The sequence below is a fragment of the Umezakia ovalisporum Ak1311 genome (assembly GCF_029891685.1).
GTDB lineage: Bacteria > Cyanobacteriota > Cyanobacteriia > Cyanobacteriales > Nostocaceae > Umezakia > Umezakia ovalisporum.
The window spans coordinates 74,195-93,398 of the sequence record NZ_JANQDJ010000003.1 but is presented as its reverse complement, the minus strand read 5'-3'; the positions used below and the strand labels follow the sequence as shown (position 1 = coordinate 93,398).

Below are 19,204 nucleotides of genomic sequence, written 5' to 3'. Positions count from 1 at the left end.
GAAATGTTGACTGTTGACTGTTGACTGTCCAAGTTGTGCGTCGGTGATACAAAATTTGAGCAATTAATGACTCTATTCTTAATAGACAATGAACTTTATCTGGGTAAAACGCAAAAATTGTAAATTTTTATTGCAGGATTCAACACTTCTGCATCTACAATTAAGAAAGGAATTTGGTTAAATCAAATTCCTCTTCTTGTTCTTCACTGCTAGTTCTTTCATAATTTAAAAATAATAGAATGCGTTCTGAATAATCTACTGCTCCATGTAACTCATTTTGTAAGATTTCCAGTCCGCCATTAGCATATTCTTCAAAGGTCTGATTACATTGCTTTTCATATTCTTCTTCATGAGGAGTTAATACTTTAATATCTTGAGTTTCAGTCACTCCCAATAACTTAATCACTATATCATTTCCCACAGAAGCAAAATATTCTAACCTGATGGGTGAAGGTTCCCTTTTAGAAATTTCCCCCAAAGGAACTCGTTTTTTATGCTTTGCACCCAACGCAGCAGCAAATACAATTACATCAGCAAATGTTTGGAAAGGCCCTGTTCCCCCATCTGAAAATGTTAAATCCTTAACTAATTGACCCTTATCTTTAGCAACCCTAATTCTACCAGTTTCCGCCATGATATTGATATTTATATTATTGGCATCTTAAACAAAAAACCGAAGCGATGGCCTATTCCTCTTTCCTCTTTGCGCCTTTGGGTCTCTGGGTGAGATATTCAACCCTAGGTCTTCACATTCCCTGAGGTTCAATAGCATCTAAAAAAATCCCTCCAGATAACCAGAAAAAATACTTTTTCATTATATCTACTAATGGTTTCGCCCAACAATGCAAAGAAAAATGCATGATAATTAATTACGAATTACTTCTATAATTTCGGTATACTCAAATCCGTTGGCACTTCCCTTGACTAAAGGATATCTTTCTCCTCCTAACTGAATATAGTCTTGTTCACAATCTGGTTTAGAAGAATAATAAGTAAGCACATATTCTCGGCCAATTCTTTCTGTCATTTCTTCTTCAACTTCACCTCGCCACTGAGTCTTACTGACTAAGACAATTAACTGATTAGCTAATTTAGGAATTGTCCCCGCTATGTGTCGGCGTGACATTTCATCTAAACTGCCAAAGGGGGAATCCATGACTATAGGGAAAGTGCTACTATCGGGAAGCATGATCATTTTGCGCTTTTGACTCCATTCCCGAACTTTATCTATGATGCTGGCAATAAAAGATAAACTGAGAATTTGATTTTCTCCTGTGGAAGCTGCAACAGGCGCTTCTATACCCGCAGTATGTTCTACTAAGGTTAATTCGTATTTATCGCTAATTTTGGGAAGATATGGTTTTACTGACAACTGATTAAATATCTCTTGTACTCGTTTTTCTAGTTGCAAACGAAATTGTTTTTCTTGGCGATGTTTAACTTCCGTTAACCGTTCAATGGCATCTTGAGTATAACTAATGCGTCGCTGTGCTAAGATTTGCTTTTCTTCATTGAGTTTCTGTTTAGATATTTGTTTACATAAAGCATCAATTTCTTTTTTTAAATGCACAAGCTGCTGCTGATTTGCACCTTGTTCTCTATTTAATTCATCAATTTTATTAGAAATTTCGTCTAAACGTTTTTGTAAACTGCTAATTTCTTCATTGGCATCTTTTCGCAGTTTGTCTTGAATATTATCTAATTCACTTTCCACTTGGGATAGAGTTTGTCTTAACTGGCTAATTCTTGTTTGTTCTCTATCAACTTCTTCCCAAAAAGCCATGGCTTGTTTATCAATTTCATCTACTTGTACAGCCATACGAATTGCGGTTTCTTCCACTGCTGAAGAACGGACTTTATCTAGCCAATTTTGCACGTTTTTATGATGAGCAGTACCTACACTTAAGTTAGCACCACAAATACAGTGTTGAGATTTTAATAACTCATGGACAAATTCTCGCGAAATTCCAGTTTTTAACTGACCTTGCTGTTTTAAATTATCAATAATTTGCCGAAATTTAGATGTGGTTTCAGCAAGTAACACTGTATAAGCCCGTGAAGAAATAATTTTTTTCAGTGTTTCTTTATTTTTCTTGAATGCTTCCTGGATTTCTACTTTTTTTGCTTCTAAGCTTTGCAATTTGTCTTGTAGTTTTTTGGCTTCAACAAGTTCTAGCAAACGGTTACTCGTTTCTTTTTTGAATGTTTGTTGATATTCTAACTCTTGTTTAATTTCTAATTGTCGTGTATTGATGCGTTCACTTTCTTTTTCTATCTGCTCTTGCTGTCTTAGTAACTGTTTTGTTTCTGCATCACCAATGGTTTTCAATTCATTCTCTAAAGTTTTTTTAGCTTCTCCTAAGTGTCTGATAGAACGGTTAATCACTTCCACACCCAAAAAAATCTTAGTCGCTTCAGCAATTTCCGCTTTCTTGTCAGAACGGACTATTTCTTCTATCCGTTCACCGTCAAAGAAAAAATACTGATGTAAGCTAGCAGGTAAAATTTGATTGATGATATCATCTGGTGGTTGTGTTGGTAAATACCATTTGCCATCGTCTGCACCTATCCACATGCGTAACTCGGTTTTACTAGGTTCAAAGTCAATGTCATTTTTATAAACGCGACAGGAACGTCTAACTCGATAACGTTTACCTTCATGTTCCCAACCAATTTCTACCCAACATTCCACAGCTTGACCTTTTTGAGCTTCAGCTATTGAACGCTTATTAACAAGCTGTTCTGCTGAGGCAAAAGCAGCACTAAATTTTTCATATAACACCCAAGTAAAAGCATTTAATAAACTCGTTTTTCCTGAACCATTATTGCCATGTATAATTGTGGTGTTATGAATATCTCCTACGGAGAGGATCATTTCTGCTGTTGTGCCATAAAAAGAGCGAAAGTTGCACAGCTTAATTGAAGTCAGCTTCATCGCACCTCTTCCTTGACAATATCTAATATCTCTTCGTTAATATGACTATTAATTTTCTTATCTAGCCTGCTTTTTTCTAACTTCCACACGCGCTCAATAATTTGCCGCACTTCTGGCGGTGCGCTGGTAATTGGTTCCTGCACATCCTCTATATTTGACTCTGGGAACATTTCAGGCTTTTCAATAGTTTTTTTATATTTTAGCTGTTTCAACTACTGCATTTACATGTCCGAACCCACTATCGCCCTGATGTTTACATTTTGGGACAGTGTGGCTGGAATTTATCCAGTTTATTTAGGGAAAAGCTTGATTTTGCCAATTGTTTCTGCTACACTTTGATTGTGTTTTAATATAATTGAGTTTAAGGCAAAATTTTAAATAGGGGTGCAGGCGATTATATTAAACTCACCACATTAGTATCTCACATCAACTGCTGTCTAATACCAACTTGATAAGAAAATTCACAAAAAAATACACAATATTTTTTTGTTGTGCATTTCTACTGAAACAGTTGAACGCTATATTGCTCAACAGAATAGTTAAAATGACGTAACCGTAAAGGCCTTAACTAGCTTTCGGCGGTTGTTTAAAGGAAAGTTGAGTTTTGGATATGGGCGTAAAAACTTAACCTCGGGGGTTTTCGGCCTGTTTCCTGATAATATAGTCGTTGCTCCTGTAACTCAGGATTCAGGGCTGGATATAGGCTAGATTGATCATGCTTTGTGAAAGAGAGAATTAACTGTGACTGTTAGAGTCCGTATTGCACCGAGTCCAACCGGTAATTTACATATTGGTACAGCCAGAACTGCTGTATTCAACTGGCTATTTGCCCGTCACCAGGGTGGAAAATTTATTCTCCGCATTGAAGACACAGACCTAGAGCGATCGCGTCCTGAATATACTGAAAATATTCTGGCTGGTTTTGGCTGGCTGGGGCTAAACTGGGATGAAGGGCCATTTTTCCAATCCCAACGCCTGGACATGTATAAAGAGGCGGTAGGAAAACTGCTAGAACAAGGATTAGCCTATCGCTGTTACACCACTTCAGAAGAATTAGAGAAACTCCGAGAAGCCCAAAAGGCTAGAGGCGAGGCTCCCCGATACGATAACCGCCACCGTCACCTCACACCAGAACAAGAGGCAGCTTTTAAAGCCGAAGGGCGCAGCTGTGTGATTCGTTTTAAAATTGAGGATGAGCGAGAAATTGTCTGGAATGACTTAGTAAGGGGTACTATGACTTGGCGAGGTAGTGATCTGGGTGGTGATATGGTCATTGCCCGGGCCTCAGAAACAGGTATTGGTCAGCCATTGTACAACTTTGTTGTAGTGGTGGATGACATAGATATGCAAATCACCCATGTCATCCGGGGAGAAGACCACATAGCCAACACGGCCAAGCAAATTCTGTTGTATGAAGCTTTCGGTGGAAAAATTCCTGAGTTTGCCCACACGCCTCTGATTTTGAATATGGAAGGGCGTAAACTTTCTAAACGCGATGGTGTGACTTCTATTTCTGATTTTCAGAAAATGGGCTTTACTGCGGAAGCTTTAGTTAATTACATGACGTTGCTGGGGTGGTCGCCACCCGAATCAACAAAGGAAATCTTTAGCTTAGACACCGCAGCCAAAGAGTTTAGCTTTGAGCGTGTGAACAAAGCCGGGGCTAAATTTGACTGGGCAAAATTGGATTGGTTGAACAGTCAGTATGTTCATAATATGCCGATAGATAAACTGACAGATTTAATTATTCCTTTTTGGCAAGATGCAGGATTTACATTTGAGGAAGGAAGAGAACGCCCTTGGTTAGAGCAGCTAGTCGGCTTGATTAGCCAGAGTTTAACTCGCCTGGTAGATGCTGTAGCCATGAGTCAACCGTTCTTCACTGAAACGGTAGAATTGACCGCAGAAGCTAGCGAACAACTACAAAAAGAAGGTTCAGCTGATGCTCTGCAAGCAATTCTCACAGCTTTGGAAAATCAGCCCCAACTTTCGGAAGCAGCAGCCCAAGATATCATCAAACAGGTGGTAAAAGAGCAAAAACTGAAGAAAGGCTTAGTGATGCGATGGCTTAGAGCCGCTTTAACAGGAGATGTTCATGGACCGGATTTGATTCAATCCTGGTTACTCCTGAATCAGATTAGTTTAGACAAGCCACGTTTACAACAAGCGATGGACGTAGAAATTTAGCCATCCCTTAGTAGGACAAGGAAGAGGACAAGGAGAAATTTTTGCTAAATTTTTCCTTCCTCCTTTACCCCATTGTGAGCATTAAAAGTCACAAAAAGCCATTGATTATTTACAGTTACCAGCAGTAACGCCTCTACAATGGTTGGTCAATTTGTTTGATTTTGGGAACTTGCTAAGTAAAATCCTTGTCTTGTCAAGACACTGAGCAACTTATGTAACCGCAATGTCGAAAATAGCGCTAAACAAAGGGATAAGATTATCGTTGATGATAGTTACGCTCGGCATCACATCGGTAATTCATGCCGTAGCTGATGCTCAAGAAGCGTCACCGATATTTGCAGATATTAATATCAACCGCAAGTTTGCTCCAGATCCTTTAACAGTTACCGGGATGAGTGGTGGCTCAGTACCAGGGAGCAAGGTTGGTGGGCGGTCTGAAACACCCACCGGCCCATGTACTGGATTTGTAGATGAAAACCCAGGACATAGATTAAAATTAAAAAGTGGATTTGATTACCTGAAGCTAAAAATAGAAAGTCCTCAAGATACCACTATGATTGTCAAAGGCCCTGGTGGAACTTGGTGCAATGACGATTTTGAGGGCAAAAACCCTGGCATAGTTGGGGAATGGCTACCGGGTATTTACGAAGTTTGGGTGGGTTCATACCAAAAAGACCAATATTTTCCTTATACGTTAAAAATTACAGAAGCGAAGTAGAGTTGACGCGATGTAGAAATCCTGCAATGACCGAAGGATAGTTGTTGCAGGGGTTTTGCTTCTATTTTAGAATCCTCGGTTGCTTCACTTCTGCTGCAAAGTTGTATTAAAATTAAGTTAACTTTAATTAAGATACTTTTTGACATCGCCGTAATGCCTTAGTGGCTCTATGGCGATCTACGATCAAAGATCAAATTAAACAAAATGGCATACCTCATCTAGTCACAGCTGATAACATCAACGGTTTCTAGAGATGGTTAATTGTATTGGCATCTAGAGGCAAATTAAAATGAAATTCTCCTGGAGAGTCGTGGTACTCTGGACATTGCCTGCTTTGGTAATTGGCTTTTTCTTTTGGCAAGGGGCGTTTTCTGGCGCTCCTGCTGATATGACCAGAAATGCAGCCAATACTCGCATGACCTATGGCCGCTTTTTGGAATATTTAGACGCTAACCGTGTTAAGAGTGTTGATCTCTATGAAGGCGGAAGGACAGCAATTGTAGAAGCAAGCGACCAAGATATCGAAAATCGCGTGCAACGGTGGCGGGTGGATCTGCCGATTAATTCTCCTGAGTTAATCACCAAGCTCAAAGAAAAAAACGTTAGTTTTGATGCCCACCCTATGCGTAATGATGGGGCTATCTGGGGACTTTTGGGGAATCTCATTTTTCCAATTTTATTGATTACCGGGTTGTTCTTTTTGTTCCGTCGCTCTAGCAATATGCCCGGTGGGCCCGGTCAAGCGATGAACTTTGGCAAATCTAAAGCTCGCTTTCAAATGGAAGCAAAAACCGGAGTCAAATTTGACGACGTAGCAGGTATTGAAGAAGCTAAAGAAGAACTCCAAGAAGTCGTTACCTTCTTGAAACAGCCAGAAAGGTTTACTGCTGTGGGCGCACGCATTCCTAAAGGAGTGTTGTTAGTTGGTCCTCCAGGAACAGGTAAAACTCTCCTAGCTAAAGCAATAGCCGGGGAAGCTGGTGTACCATTCTTTAGCATTTCTGGTTCAGAATTTGTGGAAATGTTTGTTGGTGTGGGTGCATCCCGTGTCCGCGATTTGTTTAAGAAAGCTAAAGATAATGCTCCCTGTATCATCTTTATTGATGAAATCGACGCAGTAGGAAGACAACGGGGTGCTGGTATTGGTGGCGGTAATGACGAAAGAGAGCAAACCTTAAACCAATTACTCACGGAGATGGATGGCTTTGAAGGTAACACTGGTATTATTATTATCGCTGCTACCAACCGTCCTGATGTACTAGACTCAGCATTGTTACGTCCCGGTCGCTTTGACCGCCAAGTTACTGTGGACGCACCGGATATTAAAGGCCGTTTGGAAATCCTACAAGTTCACTCCCGCAATAAGAAACTTGACCCCAGCGTATCTTTAGAAGTAATTGCTCGGCGTACTCCTGGTTTCACAGGTGCGGATTTAGCCAATTTACTCAATGAAGCCGCAATTCTCACCGCCAGAAGACGCAAAGAAGCCATCACCCTTAGTGAAATTGATGATGCAGTAGACCGGGTAGTTGCTGGGATGGAAGGTACTCCTTTGGTAGATAGCAAGAGCAAACGCTTGATTGCTTACCATGAGGTAGGACACGCTTTAGTAGGGACATTGTTAAAAGAACATGACCCTGTACAAAAGGTTACCCTTATCCCCCGGGGACAAGCACAAGGTTTAACTTGGTTTACCCCCAGTGAAGAACAAGGTTTAATTTCTCGTTCTCAACTGACAGCCAGAATTACTGGTGCGTTGGGTGGTCGTGCTGCTGAAGAAGTGGTATTTGGCCCTGCGGAAGTGACAACTGGCGCTGGTGGAGACTTACAGCAGTTATCGGGAATGGCTCGCCAAATGGTGACCCGCTTCGGAATGTCTGACTTAGGTCCTCTGTCTTTGGAAAGCCAACAGGGAGAAGTATTCTTAGGTCGTGATTGGACAACCCGTTCTGAGTATTCAGAATCCATTGCAGCTCGCATTGACTCTCAAGTTCGCAAAATAGCGGAAGATTGCTACGAAAACGCCAAGAAAATTATCCGCGACCACCGCACAGCTTGCGATCGCTTAGTAGATTTACTCATTGAAAAAGAAACCATTGACGGCGAAGAATTCCGCCAAATCGTCGCTGAGTATACTGAAGTACCGGAAAAGGCTCAGTATGTACCACAGCTATAAAGCTTATAATTAAATTTGACAGTAATGGGGATGGTTGATACCGTCCCTATTTTTTTATTCAGATCCCGGAATTTAACTAAACGCGCCTAATTCCCATGACAGAATTTAGCAACTACATCGAAGACCTACAAACCAACATCAAACGCGGTGGAGAACGCAGTCATTACCCCAGCTTAAAACGACTAATTGAAAGTTTAATGATGGGAATTAACGCCATAATTGAAGAAAAAGGTAATCAACAAGGTATTCCAGACTTCACCCTCAGAAAAAATGACCGCATCCTAGGATATATAGAAGCTAAAGATATTAACGTTGATTTAGATAAAACCGCCAAAACAGAACAACTCAAACGCTATTTAGAATCAAACATTGGTTATAACCTGATTTTAACTAATTACCTAGAATTTCGTTGGTACGTAGATGGAGAATGTCAGCAAACTGCTCAATTAGGTAATTTACAGCAAGGGGAAATCATCCTAGTAGATGATTTACAACCCATCAGAGAACTACTGCAATTATTTCTCAACCACAAAGCCCAAGATATTAATAACTATTATGACTTAGCTAAACAAATGGCAGCTTATACTAAAACTATTAGAAATGCCATCTTACAATCTTTAGAAATAGAAACATCTACGGAAAAATTATATCAATTAAAAGAAACATTTAAGAAAATATTAATTCTAGATATAGATAATCAAAGTTTTGCCGATATGTATGCTCAAACCATAGCCTATGGTTTATTTACAGCTAAAATTGGTCACGCTCAAAACCCAGGAGAATTTACATTTAATCGCACAACAGCTAGTATTTATATTAGTGAGAGAATCCCCTTTTTAAAAGGTTTATTTGATGTAGTTATTGCCAGTGATAGCCTGAGTAAAATTCATAAATCAATTGAAAATTTAGTAGATTTACTAAACACAGTTGACATGACCAACATCTTAGAAACTTTCGGGAGAGAAACCCGCACAGAAGACCCAGTTATCCACTTTTATGAAACATTTTTAGCAGCTTATGCAGCATCATTAAGAAAAAGTCGCGGAGTTTATTACACTCCTGAACCGGTAGTTAATTTTATAGTTCGTGCTGTCAATAATATTTTAGAAAATGAAGACATTTTTGATTTACAATATGGTTTAGGTAATCGTAAAGTTACCATTCTAGACCCTGCGACAGGTACAGGCACTTTTTTATATGCAGTTATTAAACAAATTCGGGATAATGTCGCTAAATACGGGATTGAAAAATGGCATAGTTTTTTAAGAGATGCAAAACTGTTAAACCGTCTCTTTGGCTTTGAACTATTGATGACCCCCTATACCATCGCCCATTTAAAATTAGGTTTATTATTAGGAGATTTAGGTTACAAATTCGCCCCAGATGAAAGATTAAAAATTTATTTAACTAACGCATTAGAACCGGGAATCAACCAGGATGATATAATTCCAGGGATTACAGAAATTCTTGCAGAAGAATCAAGTCAAGCAGGAAAAGTCAAAAACGAAATTCCCGTAATGGTAGTATTGGGTAATCCTCCCTATTCCGTGAGTTCCCAAAATGGGAGTAAACGCAAAAGAATTTTAAATCAAGATGAGAAGTATTTAGCTGATGTTGAATATACTGGTTTAGATTGGAATCGGATTTATAAAACTAGTAAAGCAGGTAAAACTATTACTGAGTTAACCTATATTGGGGAGCTTTTAGAATTATATAAAGGTCGGGTCAGGTTAGAAAAAGAAAAGAATATTCAACCTTTGGATGATGACTATATTAAATTCATTCGGTTAGCTCAAGAGCAAATTCAAAAAACACCCAAAGGTTATGGGATTATTGGTTTCATTACTAATCATTCCTATCTCAGTGGGTTAATTCATCGGGGAATGAGAGAGGAGTTATTAAAGTATTTCGATACTTTATATATTATGGATTTACACGGTAATTCCTTATTAAAAGAAACCGCACCGGATGGAAGTGTTGACCAAAATGTGTTTGATATTCAGCAGGGGGTCGCAATTTTAATTGCTGTAAGGGAAAAAAGCGAACCTGATTATTTTTCTACTGCTTATAAGTCCAGAGATGGTATTAAGGAAATGGCGCGGGTGTGGTATTATGACCTCTGGGGTAGTCGTGAGGATAAATATAGGTTTTTGGAATCCGCAAGTTTAGATAATGTTGATTGGATTCAGTTACAACCTACAGCACCTAATTACTTTTTTGCACCCAAGGATTTTGATTTAGCTACGGAATATCATCAGGGTTGGAGTGTTACAGATATTTTCCCTGTAAATTCCACAGGGGTAAAAACTCATCGTGACCATTTTGTTATTGATTTTGATTTAGAAAAACTGCGTCAAAGAATAGAAGATTTTCGAGATTTAAGTATCACAAATGAATATATATCTCAGATTTACAATGTGAGTGATACTCGTGACTGGAAACTTAGTAGCAAGCGAAAATTGTTAGCTAATAATAAATATTGGCTTTCTTATTTTAGTACTTGTTTCTATCGTCCTTTTGATACAAGATTTTATTATCATCATCAAGATATTGTCGAACTTACCAGAAATGAAGTGATGCAAAATATGGTAAATTGTGGTAATTTAGCCTTGGTTTTGTGTCGTCAACAATCACAACCGGGAGAATGGTATTTAGTTAGTGTATCCAATCAAATTATAGAATGTTGTGCTATTTCTAATAAAACCAGAGAAACTAACTATTTATTCCCCCTCTACCTTTACCCAAATACAGAAAATGACCAAACTAACTTATTTATACAAAAAACTCCTAATCTATCCCCCAAATTCCTAGAAACCATCAACACCAAACTAGGTCAAACTCCAACCCCAGAAGAAATACTTTACTATGCTTATGCTATATTTCACAGTCCCACCTATCGCAGCAGATACGCAGAATTTCTCAAAATAGATTTCCCCCGTCTCCCCTTAACCAGTGATAACCAATTATTTAAGTCCTTAACTACCAGAGGAGAAGAATTAGTAAATTTACATTTAATGAAATCTCCCACCCTGAATAATTTAATTACCACATTCACCGAGGGGGATAACCAAGTTACTCAAGTAACTTATAATTCAGAATTACAAAGAGTATATATTAATAAACAGAGTTATTTCACAGATATTCCTCAACATATCTGGGAATTTAAAATCGGTGGATATCAAGTATTAGATAAATGGTTAAAAGATAGAAAGAATAGTCATCGTGTCTTGTCAGCAGCAGAAATTAACCACTATCAAAGAATTGTGGTTGCGTTAACGGAAACCTTAGGGTTAATGAAGGAAATTGATGGTTTAATTCCTGGTTTCCCTATTGAATAAGCTTAAACCTTTTCATCTGTTGTAAGTTTATAGGGATGGTTTACCCATCCCATTTATATTATCTTTCCACTGCTGTAACTTCCTTGGGAACCCCAGCAGTTAAAACTTCATGACCAGTGGGTGTTACTAAAACATCATCTTCAATGCGAATACCAATACCCACCCAACGCGCATCAGTTTCTGGTTGGTCTTCTGGTAACTTGGTATCTGGGACTATATAAATTCCCGGTTCCACTGTTAGCACTTGACCAGGTTGCAAAACTTGGGGTTTATCTTCACCATACTGGTACACACCCACATCATGGACATCTAAACCTAACCAATGGCTGGTGCGGTGCATATAATAGGGTTTATACTTTTGTTCTTCTATTAACTTGTCAACTTCCCCCTTGAGGATGCCAACTTCTACTAAACCTTCAGTGATGACACGTACAGCTGTATTGTGAACTGCATTAAAAGTATTACCAGGTTTGACTTGAGCGATGGCTTGTTTTTGTGCTTCTAAAACAATTTCATACAACATCTTTTGTTCTGGGGTAAACTTACCTCCTACGGGAAATGTCCGGGTAATATCAGAGTTGTAATAACCATAAGCACAACCAGCATCAATCAGCAGCAATTCTTGAGCCTGCATTTGCCGATTATTTTCGATGTAATGCAATATACATGTATTCGCACCAGAAGCGACAATGGAAGGATAAGCTGGACCCATAGCACCCCGTAACCTAAAAATATGTTCGATTTCCGCCTGAATTTCGTATTCATAACGTCCGGGTGCTGTGAGTTCCATAGCCCGATTATGTGCTTCTACCGCGATGGCCGCAGCTTGGCGCATGAATTCTAATTCAGGTTCGCTTTTCACCAATCTCATGCTGTGAAGGATGGTTCCGGTATCTTCAATAGCAACGGGGCCTGTACCACGCTTGGGGTAGGTACGCAGTAAATTTTGGTAATGTCGGAGAATTGTGTCGTTAAAAGTGCGATCGCGTCCTAAATGATAGTAAATGCGATCGGCTTTTTCTAAATACTGGGGCAATTTTTCATCTATTTCAGTGATGGGGTAAGCTTCATCTGCGCCATAAATTTCTTTAGCTCCATCCACCCCGCAAACATAACCAGTCCAAACTTCTTTTTCTCGATCCTTTGGTTGGACAAATAACACAAACCGATGTTCTGCATGGTGTGGCGCTAATACTGCGACTGCTTGTGGTTCATTAAAACCAGTTAAATAAAAAAAATCACTGTCTTGGCGATAAGTGTATTCGACATCGTTGTGCATCACCGCCATTGGCGCACTACGAAAAATAGCAGTACCATTACCAATTTTTGCCATTAACTGCTCGCGACGCTGCTGATATTCTGCTTGCATACCTAATCAATTTGTAAATTTCAGTATTATTCTACACTTTCGCCAAATGTGGATTAGGGAAAGTTATTTGTAATTTTAATTAATTTTAGCGAATATTTTTTTGTTTACATCACTTGCAACTGTATCAATATATTAATAATAAATTAGTTAGTAACATAAGTATCCCTGCATTATTCAAGAAGTCTGGTATCTGAAGAATGTTGCTAAATTAGGTATAATTATTATATTTATTTTTAACTGGGCTTGCAAATTTTTTGGTGTTTAAAAAGACAGATTTTTTACCAATTTAATTTCTAGGTAAATACAAACTTTATTGATTCGTTATGAAAAAGCATGAAAAAGTATTTTTTGTTTATAAACTTTGATATAGTTAGCAAATCAATATAATTATTTTCAAAAGATGAATGTAAGTAAATAATGATATTTATTAAAAATAAATGTTTATAAAAAAATCTGGAAATGACAGAAAATGTTTTTTATTGACAGAAAGTAAATGAATAAAAAAGTTAAAAATTATATGACAACAAGCAATAAAAATAAGCTATGTTTGGTGACTTTGAGCAGAGAATAAAGAGTTCATTTGATGAATCTTTGAAAAAATCAGCGTTTATAGTATCTGAACCTTCCTCCCAATTCAATACTACTTTACCTTTACCCAAGCCTAGTTCTTCATCATTTGATAACACGCCAACAATTCCTAATTTAATTGGCGGAGTGAACCCTAACCCCAATCCTTACTTAACTAGTGCGGCGATTGTACCTGATTTCAATGGTGATGGTAAAACAGATAAACTTTGGCTAAATTCTCAAACAGGTGAAATCATCGTGCGGCTCATGGATGGGGCCAGCATCATGCAAGAATCTTCTTTGGGTCGATATGACTTATCATCTACGTCCTACGAAATAGGGGATTTCAACGCTGATGGCAAGACTGACTTTTTATTGCGTAATCAGCTAACAGGGGAAAATCGCATTGTGCTGATGGACGGGACAAGAGTTGCCAATACAATTGCACTGGAAACAGTTGACCCCAATTGGAAGGCTAGAATCGGCGATTTTAATGGCGATCGCAAAACCGATATTTTTTGGAACAATCCTCAAACAGGGCAAAATGCAATTTGGACAATGGATGGTATGACAGTTGTTGATGCAGCAGTTGTAGAAACCACAAATACATCATTTGCTCCCACCATTGTAGATTTTGACGGTAATGGCAAGAGTGATATTTTCTGGCGCGACAGCGAAACAGGTGAAAACAAAGTTTGGTTTATGGATGGTAATAACAAAACCGAATTTGGTCTGCAATCCCAAGACCCATCCTGGAACTTTACCTTAGGTGATTTCAACGGTGATTTCAGGACTGATATTTTGTGGCGCAACAGCGAAACAGGTGAGAACAAAGTTTGGACAATGAATGGTATTTTTGTCACTGAAGGTGCGTTAGCAACATTAGACTCATCTTGGACATCTTCTATTGGTGACTTCAATGGCGATGGCCAGACTGATATCTTCTGGCAAAATCGGGTAACTGGTGAAAATACTGCTTGGTTAATGAATGGCACAACAGTAAGTACTGAAGCTTTTCTACCTAGCAATGATTCTGCTTTAATTCCATCATTTGGTGACTTTAATGCTGATGGTAAAACTGACATCTACTGGCGTGATGGACAATCGGGGATAGATAGAATTTGGTCTATGAATGGTACAACAGCAACCGAGTCTTATGTAGCCGAAGAAAATAGGCTCAGTTCAGAATGGTTAACTCCCTAAAACTCATTTAGCGCCAGTTTGTTTCCTTGATATGATGATAACTTTGAACTCACTCATCTATTTTATAAATTGGGTTCAAAGTTTTTTTTGATTAAAACTTGTAGCTAAAAAGCTGAATTTCACTATTTTTGGGTAAATTACGGGAGTTAATAATGATACTATCACTACTACTACGACTTACTTTTAGCCCCTGCATTAAAGTTAAAAATTCATCCACTGGCGAAATGTTACACACAGCAGCATCAGCGGCTTGTGTACGGTAGTGAGTGGGAATAATCAATTTAGGATTTAACACTTCAGCCACCTGCTTCGCTTCTTGGGCATTATAGGCTTTAGCACTACCTCCGACTGGAATCAACGCTACATCGGGACGACCCATGAGGATTTTTTGCTCAGTGGAAATAGGTGCAGCGGCTCCTCCTAAGTGTAGGATGTTAACTCCTCCTTGCTGCCAACGCCAAGCAGTATTAATACCAAATTGCCTACCACCTTTGCGATCATGGTCTATGGCAATTCCTTGTAACTTAATATCTTGAAATTCATAAGCACCTGGTGCATATACTATCTTGGGTTTTCCTGGTAGTCCATCTACTGCACCTTCATCTAGCAGTTGACTGCTAATTAGAACTAAATCTGCTGCTACTTTTGGTGAACGATAACCAGCTGTACAACCAATCGTTTGAAATGGATTGACAAGAATTTTTATCCCCCCACCGGTGAATAGAAAGCAAGTATGACCCAACCACTGAACCGATAAACTGCTAGATTGCGCTTCAGCTTTCAGATGGGAAGCGAAATTAGTAACTATATCCGTGATTAACCCCGCCCCAGCGTAGCCTATCAACTGTCGTCGTTTCATCAATTACTCTCTTAGATGTGTTGTTCCAGAAAGTTTCGTAATAACTGCTTTCCTGAAGATGTGAGAACGCTTTCTGGATGAAACTGGACGCCCTGAATGTGAGGATAGTTCCGGTGTCGCACCCCCATAATAGTGCCATCTTCAACCCAAGCTGTGATTTCTAATACTTCTGGGCATGTGTCACGGTCAATCACTAGACTATGATATCTGGTGGCAACCATTGGACTTTCTAATCCACGGAAAACACCTACTCCAGTGTGAGACACCTGAGAGGTTTTACCATGCATCAAATCCGTAGCCGATACAATTTTACCACCAAACACGTGACCAATGCTTTGATGCCCCAAACAGACACCCAAAATTGGTAAATTCTGTCCTAGGTATTTAATTACATCTTGGGAAATACCGGCATTTTCTGGGCGACCAGGCCCAGGAGAGATGACTGCAAGATCGGGATTTAACGCCCGAATTTCCTCTACTGTTATTTGGTCGTTACGAAAAACTTTAATATCTGATGCTACAGGGAACTCCGCGGCTAGTTCTCCCAAATACTGCACCAAGTTATATGTAAAACTATCATAATTATCGATGACTATAATCAAAGCCTATAACTCCTGGTTTCTATGACCAACACAATCTGTAGTCATTAGTTGTCAAAAATTACTAGAAGTATGATTTGATGTCTTGCCCGAAGGTGAAATCAAGAATAAATCTACAAAGTATGTTCACCTTTCAAATATTATCAGGGTGAGATAACAAGTAAACCTAGAATTGTGAAATAATTAGAATTGTCAAGGGTGGCATCAATAGTGTACCTGCAACTAGTACAGCCGCAAAAGCAGAGACAAGCACAGCACCTGCAGCGCAGTCTTTAGCAATTTTAGCCAGATCATGGTAACTATGCTTTACTGTTAAGTCTACAACAGACTCGATTGCTGTATTCAGCAACTCTAATGCTAATACTAAGCCACTTGTGATACTGATAAGGGCAATTTCTACTGCTTGCAGATGCAAGAAAATGCTTAAGGCCATAGCTAGGGCACAGACACTTACGTGGATGCGAAAGTTACGTTGAGTGTGAAAACTGTAGCTGATTCCAGCCCAGGCATATTTAAAGCTAATGAATAAATTAGAAGCAATTTGCCAAGATAGTTCCCGCTCTTTTGTGATGAGAGTTGGTAGGGAGTTTGAAGTTGGTGGAGGAGAGACTTGTTGGGACATAAATCTAAAAACAGAATAATTAAAGTAACTAGAGAAAAAATTCACTGGGTTTACAATTTTTTATGATGAAATCAAAATCGAGGTAATTTTCTACAGAGGTATTATAAGCATTGACAGACAGAAAGAAGCCTTAATATTGGATGTCAATATCAATACCGATTATTTTCAGTAATTGAACTTGTTGCTGTAGAATTTCCATCAATTGTTCTTCGTCCGGATGATCCCAACCCAACAGATGCAGTAGTCCATGAGCTGCTAACCAAGCTAACTCGGTTCGCAAACTATGCTCCTGCTGTTGGGCTTGAAGTTGAGCAGTGTTAATCGAAATTACGATATCACCTAGATACAAAGGAGCAGCTAGGGTTTCCGGACTTTGGGGACAATCTACTTCTAATGCTGCAAAAGACAAAACATCTGTGGGTTTGTCTTGAAGGCGATATTGAGCATTCAATGATTGAATTTCTGCGTCATTTGTCAAACGTAACGTTATTTCATAACTTGGCGCTGGCGGGAGATGAGGCTGTAGACTTTCTAACCAGCGATGAAACCATTCTTGCCAAGTTTCTGGACTAATTGGAGTATCGTGAACTCCAAAATCCATAGCTGGTTTTGGAGACGATTCATAGAACAAATCCTGGACATCTAGTTCGACTTGCACCAGTTTTAAATTCTCCTCAAAACTTGCAATTTTAGTTTATTGTTAGCGAGTTAGATAAGCAAGACCGACGAAAACAGCTAAAAGACCTATAGTGGTGAGGGCAAAATGTTTCAAGGAAGTACCTCCCTTGCGCACCATGTTACGCATGGCCAGTTTCACATAGCTAGGTTTGGGTTCCGTTGGCGAGTTGCTCATAAAAATTTGATTATAAAACTGTTGTATTTATAAATGTAACAGTTTATTGAGAGTGCTACTGCTATCTTCCCGATTTGGTGCATGAAAATGGCAAAATTCCTGAGTAGAGAAGCGATTAATCTCATCTCTACACAGAATTCCTGGAGGCTATTAAGGTAGCAGGAGGTTATCTCGTGCTAAGTAAAGAGTAAAAATATAACTACGTAGTTCAGGAAAAAGTTTTCGTACTCTTTCTTAGCACTCAGCACTTTGTATTTACACAGGAGTGCTTTCTAATAGCTGGTTTTCTTGCCGCAGATAAGCTTGAATAAACAAATCAAGGTCACCATCCATGACATCATCAATGGCTGTTGTTTCAACATTAGTACGCAAATCCTTGACCATTTGGTAAGGGTGAAACACATAGTTACGAATTTGATTGCCCCAAGAAGCCTCCACCATATCACCTCTAATTTCGGCAACTTCTTGAGCCCGTTGCTCTCTGGCAATGATAAGCAGTTTAGCTTTAAGACGAGCAAGGGCTTTTTCTTTATTTTGTAACTGAGAACGTTCTTCTGTACAGCGTACAGCAATGCCTGTGGGGAGGTGAACAATTCGCACTGCTGTTTCTACTTTATTGACATTTTGCCCACCTTTACCACCAGCCCTGGATGTAGTAATTTCTAAATCTTTTTCAGGAATTTCTAGTTGTACGGTGTGATCTAACTGTGGCATGATTTCAACCCCAGCAAAACTGGTTTGGCGCTTACCGTTGGCATTAAAAGGTGAAATGCGTACCAATCGATGTGTACCTGTTTCCGAGCGCAGGTAACCATAAGCGTAGCGACCAGTAATTTCTAGGGTTGCTGATTTAATCCCAGCTTCATCACCTTCTGATTCTTCGGTTAAATGAACTTTATAGGCGTGGTTTTCTGCCCAACGGGTATACATCCGCATCAGCATAAAAGCCCAGTCTTGAGCATCTGTACCACCAGCACCAGCATTAATTGTGACTACTGCTCCTTCCGCATCATAGGGGCCAGAAAGTAACTGTTGTAATTCCCACTGATCCAGTTCACGATGAAGCCGATTAACTGTAGATTCTGCCTCTTGTAATAAAGCTTTGTCGCTTTCTAACTCTAATAGCTCAATAACTGCTTTGGTATCTTCCAAGCCAGAACGCCATTGGTCATATCGCTGTAGCTGGGCTTTGAGGTCGTTAAGTTCTTGCAGGGTTTTTTGTGCCTGGGTTTGGTCGTTCCAAAATTCTGACTGTGCTGCTATTTGTTCTAAATCTTGAATTTTGGCAGTAAGTGCAGGTATGTCAAAGATAGTCCTGGGCTTTACCCAGACGACCGGACAATATTTCAATTTCGCGTTTGAGTTCTAATGCTTCCATAATGTTTACTAAATCCAATCAATTAATACAACATATTGTAGTATAAAATCGCAACTTTTTCTTTTGCCACAAAAAACCGTGGTTGCTGTGGATGAAGCACGATTGACGTAACGCGATGTTTGCCAAAGGGCATTCACGATTTGGTTAGCCATTTACAGCCACAGGCATTGGCAACATGGTTTTAAAGATTGCAACATCCTGAATGTTGAGTAAAAAGTCAAAAATCTCAACAAGGACTAATGACTAATGATCGAGGTTTTGGCTCTAGTATAAATGCGGGAATACTCTGTTAAATATGGGTATTTCCTTATACTTATAGCAGCAAGTCACCATAGGGCATTGGAAAACTTTAAACTGCCAGGGAATGAGTGTAAGAATTACAGCACATTTCATCTGAGTA

The 19,204-nt window shown here is 39.1% G+C and carries 16 protein-coding genes; 5 read left to right on the top strand and 11 right to left on the bottom strand.

The annotated features are described in order from the left end of the window. Positions 1 to 160: 160 nt before the first annotated feature. The 3 genes from NWP25_RS00470 to NWP25_RS00460 all read right to left on the bottom strand — a co-directional run bounded on the left by NWP25_RS00470 (position 161) and on the right by NWP25_RS00460 (position 3,078). Entirely contained in the window at positions 161 to 634 is a 474-nt protein-coding gene (locus NWP25_RS00470) for a DNA phosphorothioation-associated protein 4 (protein ID WP_280698641.1), read from the bottom strand. Between the two features lie 231 nt (positions 635 to 865). Beyond that, entirely contained in the window at positions 866 to 2,935 is a 2,070-nt protein-coding gene (locus NWP25_RS00465) for an AAA family ATPase (protein ID WP_280698639.1), read from the bottom strand. Beyond that, entirely contained in the window at positions 2,932 to 3,078 is a 147-nt protein-coding gene (locus tag NWP25_RS00460; RefSeq protein ID WP_280650172.1) for a hypothetical protein, read from the bottom strand. The genes NWP25_RS00465 and NWP25_RS00460 overlap by 4 nt, the downstream gene beginning before the upstream one ends. A 598-nt stretch (positions 3,079 to 3,676) precedes the next feature. Here NWP25_RS00460 and gltX point away from each other — a divergent pair. The 4 genes from gltX to NWP25_RS00440 all read left to right on the top strand — a co-directional run bounded on the left by gltX (position 3,677) and on the right by NWP25_RS00440 (position 11,354). Further along, entirely contained in the window at positions 3,677 to 5,122 is a 1,446-nt protein-coding gene (gene gltX, locus NWP25_RS00455; protein WP_280657045.1) for a glutamate--tRNA ligase, read from the top strand. Positions 5,123 to 5,345: 223 nt separating this feature from the next. Continuing rightward, positions 5,346 to 5,840 carry a hypothetical protein gene (locus NWP25_RS00450; RefSeq protein ID WP_280650168.1) on the top strand — a complete coding sequence of 165 codons (495 nt, stop codon included), beginning with the start codon at positions 5,346 to 5,348 and terminating at the stop codon, positions 5,838 to 5,840. Between the two features lie 289 nt (positions 5,841 to 6,129). Continuing rightward, on the top strand, positions 6,130 to 8,016 hold the full coding sequence (gene ftsH2, locus NWP25_RS00445; RefSeq protein WP_280650167.1) for an ATP-dependent zinc metalloprotease FtsH2: 1,887 nt from the start codon (positions 6,130 to 6,132) through the stop codon (positions 8,014 to 8,016). A 95-nt stretch (positions 8,017 to 8,111) separates the two neighbouring features. Continuing rightward, positions 8,112 to 11,354, top strand: coding sequence for a type ISP restriction/modification enzyme (locus NWP25_RS00440; protein WP_280698637.1), 3,243 nt, complete (start codon positions 8,112 to 8,114; stop codon positions 11,352 to 11,354). 58 nt (positions 11,355 to 11,412) lie between these two features. Here NWP25_RS00440 and NWP25_RS00435 read toward each other — a convergent pair whose 3' ends face one another. Next, positions 11,413 to 12,723, bottom strand: coding sequence for an aminopeptidase P N-terminal domain-containing protein (locus NWP25_RS00435; RefSeq protein ID WP_280650165.1), 1,311 nt, complete (start codon positions 12,721 to 12,723; stop codon positions 11,413 to 11,415). A 543-nt stretch (positions 12,724 to 13,266) separates the two neighbouring features. Here NWP25_RS00435 and NWP25_RS00430 point away from each other — a divergent pair. Then, entirely contained in the window at positions 13,267 to 14,493 is a 1,227-nt protein-coding gene (locus NWP25_RS00430) for an FG-GAP repeat domain-containing protein (protein ID WP_280652382.1), read from the top strand. A 91-nt stretch (positions 14,494 to 14,584) separates the two neighbouring features. Here NWP25_RS00430 and NWP25_RS00425 read toward each other — a convergent pair whose 3' ends face one another. The 7 genes from NWP25_RS00425 to NWP25_RS00395 all read right to left on the bottom strand — a co-directional run bounded on the left by NWP25_RS00425 (position 14,585) and on the right by NWP25_RS00395 (position 18,956). Next, positions 14,585 to 15,352, bottom strand: coding sequence for an MBL fold metallo-hydrolase (locus NWP25_RS00425; RefSeq protein WP_280652383.1), 768 nt, complete (start codon positions 15,350 to 15,352; stop codon positions 14,585 to 14,587). An 11-nt stretch (positions 15,353 to 15,363) separates the two neighbouring features. After that, on the bottom strand, positions 15,364 to 15,954 hold the full coding sequence (locus NWP25_RS00420; protein WP_280652384.1) for an anthranilate synthase component II: 591 nt from the start codon (positions 15,952 to 15,954) through the stop codon (positions 15,364 to 15,366). Positions 15,955 to 16,117: 163 nt separating this feature from the next. Then, entirely contained in the window at positions 16,118 to 16,573 is a 456-nt protein-coding gene (locus tag NWP25_RS00415) for a diacylglycerol kinase family protein (RefSeq protein WP_280652385.1), read from the bottom strand. Between the two features lie 130 nt (positions 16,574 to 16,703). Beyond that, positions 16,704 to 17,231 (bottom strand): rRNA maturation RNase YbeY, encoded by a 528-nt coding sequence (gene ybeY / locus NWP25_RS00410; protein WP_280652386.1) that lies wholly within the window; start codon positions 17,229 to 17,231, stop codon positions 16,704 to 16,706. A gap of 42 nt (positions 17,232 to 17,273) precedes the next feature. Then, positions 17,274 to 17,426: a DUF3285 domain-containing protein gene (locus NWP25_RS00405; protein ID WP_280652387.1), complete on the bottom strand. Its 153-nt coding sequence runs from the start codon at positions 17,424 to 17,426 to the stop codon at positions 17,274 to 17,276. Between the two features lie 255 nt (positions 17,427 to 17,681). Continuing rightward, positions 17,682 to 18,804 (bottom strand): peptide chain release factor 2 gene (gene prfB, locus NWP25_RS00400; protein ID WP_280652388.1). Its coding sequence is split into 2 segments (ribosomal slippage): positions 17,682 to 18,731 and positions 18,733 to 18,804, totalling 1,122 coding nucleotides; the frame shifts between segments, so codons are not numbered across the junction. 8 nt (positions 18,805 to 18,812) lie between these two features. Continuing rightward, positions 18,813 to 18,956: a hypothetical protein gene (locus NWP25_RS00395; protein ID WP_280652389.1), complete on the bottom strand. Its 144-nt coding sequence runs from the start codon at positions 18,954 to 18,956 to the stop codon at positions 18,813 to 18,815. Positions 18,957 to 19,204 lie beyond the last annotated feature (248 nt).